This is a genomic window from Azospirillum sp. A1-3, assembly GCF_023806445.1.
Taxonomy (GTDB): Bacteria; Pseudomonadota; Alphaproteobacteria; order Azospirillales; family Azospirillaceae; genus Azospirillum.
On the sequence record NZ_JAMSLU010000008.1, the window covers coordinates 333028 to 340000 of the forward strand.

The 6973-nt window shown below is 68.1% G+C and carries 3 protein-coding genes (1 of these 3 cut by a window edge); 2 read left to right on the forward strand and 1 reads right to left on the reverse strand.

What is annotated here, in order from left to right; translation table 11 throughout:
• Nucleotides 1–19 precede the first annotated feature (19 nt).
• On the forward strand, nt 20–3163 hold the full coding sequence (locus M5E06_RS34515) for an efflux RND transporter permease subunit (protein ID WP_252142114.1): 3144 nt from the start codon (nt 20–22) through the stop codon (nt 3161–3163).
• A gap of 178 nt (nt 3164–3341) precedes the next feature.
• On the opposite strand, the gene M5E06_RS34520 is transcribed toward M5E06_RS34515, so the two are convergent.
• Nucleotides 3342–6158, reverse strand: a complete 2817-nt coding sequence (locus M5E06_RS34520; RefSeq protein WP_252142115.1) for a PAS domain-containing protein — start codon at nt 6156–6158, stop codon at nt 3342–3344.
• Between the two features lie 301 nt (nt 6159–6459).
• On the opposite strand from M5E06_RS34520, the gene M5E06_RS34525 reads away from it, so the two are divergent.
• Nucleotides 6460–6973, forward strand: partial view of a cation:proton antiporter gene (locus tag M5E06_RS34525; protein ID WP_252142116.1) — the start only. 746 nt of this gene lie beyond the right edge of the window; only the first 514 of its 1260 coding nucleotides appear in the window; the start codon lies at nt 6460–6462; its stop codon lies off the right edge, out of view.

Sequence of the window (6973 nt, forward strand, 5' to 3'; positions counted from 1 at the left end):
GTCCCCAGGAACCGCTCCCATGTCAAAATTCTTCATCGACCGGCCGGTCTTCGCCTGGGTCATCGCCATCGTCATCATGATGGCGGGTGCGCTGGCGATCCTGCGGCTGCCCGTCGAGCAATATCCGAAGATCGCACCGCCGACGGTGTCGATCACCGCCAGCTATCCCGGCGCCTCGGCCAAGACGCTGGAGGACACGGTCACCCAGGTCATCGAGCAGAAGATGACCGGGCTCGACCATTTCCGCTACATGTCCTCCAACAGCGACTCCTCCGGCAACGTCACCATCACCCTGACCTTCGAGCCGGAGGCCAATCCCGACATCGCCCAGGTCCAGGTGCAGAACAAGCTGCAGCTGGCGGTTCCCCTGCTGCCGCAGGAGGTCCAGCAGCGCGGCATTCAGGTGTCGAAGGCCGGCAACGACTTCCTGCTGGTGGTCGGTTTCGTGTCGAGCGACGGCCGCCTCAGCCAGGGCGACATCGCCGACTACGTCACCTCCAACCTGCAGGACACGCTGAGCCGTGTCGAAGGCGTCGGCGACATCACCGTCTTCGGGCCGCAGCATGCCATGCGCATCTGGCTCGACCCCGACGCGCTGAACAACTTCGCGCTGACCACCACCGACGTCACCAACGCGATCAAGACCCAGAACGCCCAGGTCTCCGCCGGCCAGCTCGGCGGCGCCCCCGCCGTTCCGGGCCAGCAGATCAATGCCACCATCACCGCCCAGTCCCGCTTGCAGACGCCGGAGCAGTTCGGCGCCATCCTGCTGCGCGTGAACCCCGACGGTTCCCAGGTGCGGCTGCGCGACGTGGCGCGGATCGAGATCGGGTCGGAGACCTACGAGATCAACGCCGCCTACAACGGCAAGCCGGCGGCGGGCGTCGGCATCAAGCTGGCGACCGGCGCCAACGCGCTGAACACCGCCGCTGCGGTCAAGGCGCGGGTGGCGGAACTCCAGCCCTTCTTCCCGGCCGGCATCGAGGTCATCTACCCCTACGACACGACGCCTTTCGTCCAGCTGTCGATCCATGAGGTCATCAAGACGCTGTTCGAGGCGATCGTCCTCGTCTTCGTCGTGATGTACCTGTTCCTGCAGAATTTCCGCGCGACGCTGATCCCGACCATCGCGGTGCCGGTGGTTCTGCTCGGCACCTTCGGGGTGCTGTCGGCCTTCGGTTTCTCCATCAACGTGCTGACGATGTTCGGCATGGTGCTGGCGATCGGCCTGCTGGTGGACGACGCCATCGTCGTGGTCGAGAATGTCGAGCGCGTGATGAGCGAGGAGGGACTTCCCCCGCGCGAGGCGACGCGCAAGTCGATGGACCAGATCACCGGCGCGCTGGTCGGCATCGCGCTGGTTCTGTCGGCGGTGTTCGTGCCGATGGCCTTCTTCGGCGGGTCGGCCGGCGCCATCTACCGCCAGTTCTCGCTGACCATCGTCTCGGCGATGGCCCTGTCGGTGCTGGTCGCCCTGGTGCTGACGCCGGCGCTCTGCGCCACCATCCTGAAGCCGGTCTCCGTTGGACACGGCCATGCCCGCGGCGGCTTCTTCGGCCTGTTCAACCGTGGCTTCGACGCCGGCAGCCGGGTCTATGTCCGCGGCGTGCGCGGCGCGGTGAACCGTCTGGGCCGTTATTTCATCGCCTATCTGCTAATCCTCGGCGGCCTCGGCTATCTGTTCCTGCAGATGCCGTCCTCCTTCCTGCCGACGGAGGACCGCGGCCAGCTGTTCGTGCTGTGGTCGGCCCCGCCGAACGCCAGCTCCCAGCGCACCGCCGAGACAGCCAAGACCGTCACCGCCTATTTCCTGGAAAAGGAGAAGGACAACGTCGAGGGCCTGTTCACCATCGTCGGCTTCAACTTCTCCGGCCGCGGCCAGAATGCCGGCATGGCCTTCGTCCGGCTGAAGGACTGGAGCGAGCGGCCCCTGCCGTCGCAGAAGCCCCAGGCCATCGCCGGCCGGGTGATGGGGGCGATGTCGAAGCTGAAGGACGCGGTCGTCTTCTCCTTCCTGCCGCCGTCGGTTCCGGGCCTCGGCAACGCCACCGGCTTCGACCTTCAACTGGTCGACCGCGGCGGGCTGGGCCATGACCGGCTGATGCAGGCGCGCAACCAGTTGCTCGGCATGGCGGCGCAGAACCCCAAGCTGGTCGGCGTCCGCCCCAACGGGCTGGAGGACACGCCGCAGTTCAAGCTCGACATCGACCGCGAGAAGGCGAGCGCGCTCGGCCTGTCGCTCAGCGACATCAACACGACGCTGTCGGCGGCCTGGGGCTCGTCCTACGTCAACGACTTCATCGACCGCGGCCGGGTGAAGAAGGTCTATCTCCAGGCCGACGCGCCCTATCGCATGCAGCCCAGCGACATCGATCGCTGGTACGTGCGCAATTCCAGCGGCCAGATGGTTCCCTTCTCCGCCTTCACGACGGCGCAATGGATCTACGGCTCACCCAAGCTGGAGCGCTACAACGGCTCCTCGTCGCTGAACATCCAGGGATCGGCCGCACCGGGCATCAGCTCGGGCGAGGCGATGGCCGAGATGGAGGCGATGATGCAGAAGCTGCCGCAGGGCATCGGCTACGAATGGACCGGCCTCTCCTACGAGGAACGGCTCAGCGGCTCGCAGGCGCCGGCGCTCTACGCCCTGTCGATGATCATCGTCTTCCTCTGCCTCGCCGCGCTGTACGAGAGCTGGTCGGTGCCGGTGTCGATCATCATGGTGGTGCCGCTTGGCGTCATCGGCGCCGTCATCGCGGCGACGCTGCGCGGCCTGCCGAGCGACGTCTATTTCCAGGTCGGCCTGCTGACCACCATCGGCCTGTCGGCGAAGAACGCCATCCTGATCGTCGAGTTCGCCAAGGCGCTGTACGACCAGGGCATGGAGCTGAAGGAAGCGGCGGCGGAAGCCTGCCGTCAGCGCCTGCGCCCGATCATCATGACCTCTCTGGCCTTCATCCTCGGCGTGCTGCCGCTGGCGATCAGCACCGGCGCCGGGTCGGAGAGCCAGAACGCCATCGGCGTCGGCGTGATGGGCGGCATGATCTCCGCCACCGTGCTGGCGATTCTGTTCGTACCGGTCTTCTTCGTCGCCGTCTACCGCCTGTTCGTCCGCCGCCGCCCCGGCCACGGCGCCATGCCCCAGCCGGCTGCGGGGGATTGAGGCGGAGAGGCGTCCCCTTCTCTCTCGCACCAATCCCCTCTCCCCCGCTCACGCGCAAACGGAGTTTGCGCTGACGCGACAGGCGGACCTCCGGTCCGCCGAAAGCGGGGAGAGGGTCGGGGTGAGGGGGATGCACATGCTGGATTTTGGGGGAGTGCCGCCGCGCTTCCCCCTCACCCTAACCCTCTCCCCAGGGGGGAGAGGGGATCCCGGCGGGTGGGACCGCTCCCACACTCACCCGGCCGGCATCCGTCAGCAGCGTGTCCAGCACCTCGACCAAGCGGTCGATGCGGTAGGGTTTCGGCAGCACCATCACGCCGGTGGCGCGGGCGACCTCCTCGCTGTAGCCGGTCGCCAGCACGACGGGCAGGTCCGGCCGGAGCCGTTGCGCGGTGCGGGCCAGATCGACCCCGCTCATGGTGCCGGGCATCACCACGTCGCTGAACAGCAGATCGAACCCGCCGGCCTCCAGCAGCGGTAGCGCCTCGTCGGCGGTGGTGGCGCGGGTGATGGTGAAGCCGGCATCCTCCAGCGCGGTCGCGACGGTCAGCGCCACGATGGGGTCGTCCTCCACCACCAGCACATGGCCGCCGATGCGGCTGGCGCCCGCCTCATCCATCGCCGGCTCGGCCGCCGTGGCCGGAGCGGTGCCGGAGCGACGGATCAGCAGGCCGATGGTGGTGCCGCGTCCCTCCTCGCTCTCGATCCAGGCGGTTCCGCCGGAATGGCGGGCGAAGCCGTAGACCTGCGACAGGCCCAGCCCGCTGCCCTTGCCGATCTCCTTGGTGGTGAAAAAGGGATCGAAGGCGCGCGCCCGCACGTCGGCCGGCATGCCGGTGCCGGTGTCGCTCACCGTCAGCTGCACGAATTCTCCCGACAGCCCGTCCAAAACGCCCTGGGGCGCCCGCGCGTCGCCGGGCGTCAGGATCACGTTGGCCGCCCGGATCGTCAGGGCGCCGCCGTCGGGCATCGCATCCCGCGCATTGACCACGAGGTTCAGCAGAGCCAGTTCCAGTTGGGTCGCATCGACCTCCACCGGCCACAGCCCGGTGGTGAAGTCGATCTCCAGCCGGATGTCGGCGCGCAGCGCCCGGTTCAGCAACTCCGACATGCCGAGCACGCGGTCGCGCAGGTCGACCGTCTCCGGCCGCAGCGCCTGTCGGCGGGCGAAGGCCATCAACTGCTGCACCAGCTTGGCGCCGCGGTCCACCGCCTGCCGGCCGGCATCGACCAGCGGCTGGATGCGCGTTCCCTCCGCCCGCTTCTCGATCATGTGCAGGCAGCCCGACAGCGCCTGCAGCAGATTGTTGAAGTCATGGGCGACGCCGCCGGTCATCTGGCCCAGCGCCTCCGTCTTCTGCGTCTGCAGCAGGGCGACCTGGACGCGCTCGCGCTCCGCCACCTCCTCGGCGACGCGGGCCTCCAGCGTGGCGTTGAGCTGATGCAGCTCCTCCTCCGCCCGTTTGGCCTCGGTGACGTCGCTGCCCTCCACGAACAGGCCGCTGACGCGCCCGTCTTCATCCCGGATCGGCTGATAGACGAAGGTGAGGAAGCGTTCTTCCAGCGGTTCGCCCGGACGGCGCTGGAACCGGATCGGCATGTTGCGCCCGACGAAGGTCTCGCCGCTGGCATAGACGCGGTCGAGAAGTTCGAAGAAGCCCTGGCCCTCCACCTCCGGCAGCGCGTCGCGCGCCGGGCGGTCCACCAGATCCTGGCGGCCGACCAGTTGCATGTAGGTGTCGTTCGCCATCTCGAAGACATGGTCCGGCCCGCGCAGCACGCACATGAAGCCCGGCGCCTGCCGGAACAGGGTGCGCAGCCGCTCCCCCTCCGCCGCCAGCCGGGCGTTGGCCGCCTCGACCGCCGCGCGTTCGCGCATCAGCGCCTTGTTGGCGGCGCGCAAGGCCGCCTCGGCGAGCGCGCGTTCCACCGCGGCCCAGGTCCGCTCCGCCACATCCTCCGCCAGGGCGGCGTCGGTGTCGGTCCAATGGCGCGCTTTGGTCTCGTGCAAATAGAGGATCGCCGTCAGCTGTCCCGCCTTCAGCAGCGGCACCACCAGCAGGGAGCGCGCACCGATGCCGGCGAAGGCCGCCGCCGGTCCGCCACCACCGGTGTGGGGATCGGAGATGCGGGGATCGGTGGCGACGTCGTCCACGCGCAGCGTGTATCCCGCCCGCAGCTCCGCGATCAGCGCCGGGCCGAAGCTGTCGAGCAGGCGGGACTCGCCGGCGAGGCTCGCCACCCCGCTGTCGCTCCAGTCGCGCTCGACCGAGATCAGGCTGCCGGTCGGATCGGTGCGGCCATAGCCGGCCCGCGCCACCCGCAGATGGCGGCCGATCGCCTCGGCGGCGGCGGCGGTGATGCCGACCGGGTCGTTCAGCCCGCGCAGCCGCTCCGCCAGATCGAGCTGGAAAGTCAGCCGCCGTTCGGCCAGCACGCGGGCAGTGTTCTCGGTGCAGGCGCAGAACATGCCGGCGACGCGGTCGGTCTCGTCGCGCACCGGGCTGTAGGAGAAGGTGAAATAGGTCTCCTCGCGATAGCCGTGCCGCTCCATCACCAGCAGCCGGTCCTCGTGATAGGTCGCCTCGCCGGCAAGCGCCCGCACCACCAGGGGGGACAGGTCGGGCCAGATGTCGGCCCACACCTCGGCGAAGGGACGGCCCAGCGCCTCCGGCTTGTCGCCCAGGATCGGGCGGTAGCTGTCGTTGTAGAGGAAGGTCAGTTGCGGCCCCCAGACCGCGAACATCGGAAAGCTGGAGGTCAGCATCAGGTTGACGATGGTGCGCAGCGACTGCGGCCAGTCCTCCGCCGGGCCGAGCGGCGTGGCCGACCAGTCCATCGCCCGCATCCGCCGGCCCATCTCGCCGCCGCCGGTGAAGACGTCCGGCCCGCCCGGAGCCGGATCGCCGTGAACCGGGCCGCCCGGAGCCCGACTGCCGGACACCCCGGCCTGCCGCAGCCTTGCGGCATCCTGCCAGACCGGATCGGTCGTCATGCGACGAACACCGCCGCCGCGGGTTTGCGTCGTCGATGCCCGGTAGTCCGGAAAAAGATAGGGGTATTCACGCAGATCATGGCGCGAGAATAGGCAATCGCAAGATGGGTGGCAATCAGCGGCATCTAGCCATTTGGGAGTAGTTTTCTTGACTCCTTATGCAGGCGCGACGTTCACGCCTCCGCTGATGTTGTCGAGATCATCATATCTGCCAACCGCTTCTTGTCCTGTCCGGGAGATCGGCCCCGGGAGATCAGACGGGCAGCCGCTCATTCTGTACCGCTTTCTTTGGAGAACGCCCGTGGGTCCGTTCGATCTGGCCGCCATCCTGCTGACTCTGGCGGCTGCCTTCGGCTTCATCAATTATAAGTGGCTGAAGCTGCCCAGCACCATCGCGCTGTTCTTCGAAGGGCTGGCGCTGGCGCTGTTGGTGAGCGGCGCAGATTTGGTCAGCGCGAGCCTGGGTGTGGGCAACTGGCTGCGCCATCTGATTCAACAGATCAGCCTGCCGGCAATCCTGCTCGACGGCATTCTTAGCCTGCTGCTCTACGCAGCCGCGGTGAACGAGGATCTGTGTGCGCTGCTGAAGCGGAAATGGACGGTGCTGGCGTTGGCCACCGTGGGCGTCCTGCTGTTCACCGGCCTGATGGGGCTGGGTCTGCACGTCATCTTCACGCTGGTCGGGATCGAGGTGCCGCTGATCTGGTGTCTGGTGCTGGGGGCGGCCGTGGCGCCAACCGATCCGGTGGCGGTGCATGGCATCCTCGGGCGGCTGCCGGTTCCGGACTCGCTGCGGTCGGTGATCTCCGGTGAAA

Excerpts from the sequence above, each read along its gene's own strand:
- M5E06_RS34520 (WP_252142115.1), bottom strand. The coding sequence starts at position 6,158 with ATGACGACCGATCCGGTCTGGCAGGATGCCGCAAGGCTGCGGCAGGCC.
- M5E06_RS34515 (WP_252142114.1), top strand. The coding sequence starts at position 20 with ATGTCAAAATTCTTCATCGACCGGCCGGTCTTCGCCTGGGTCATCGCC.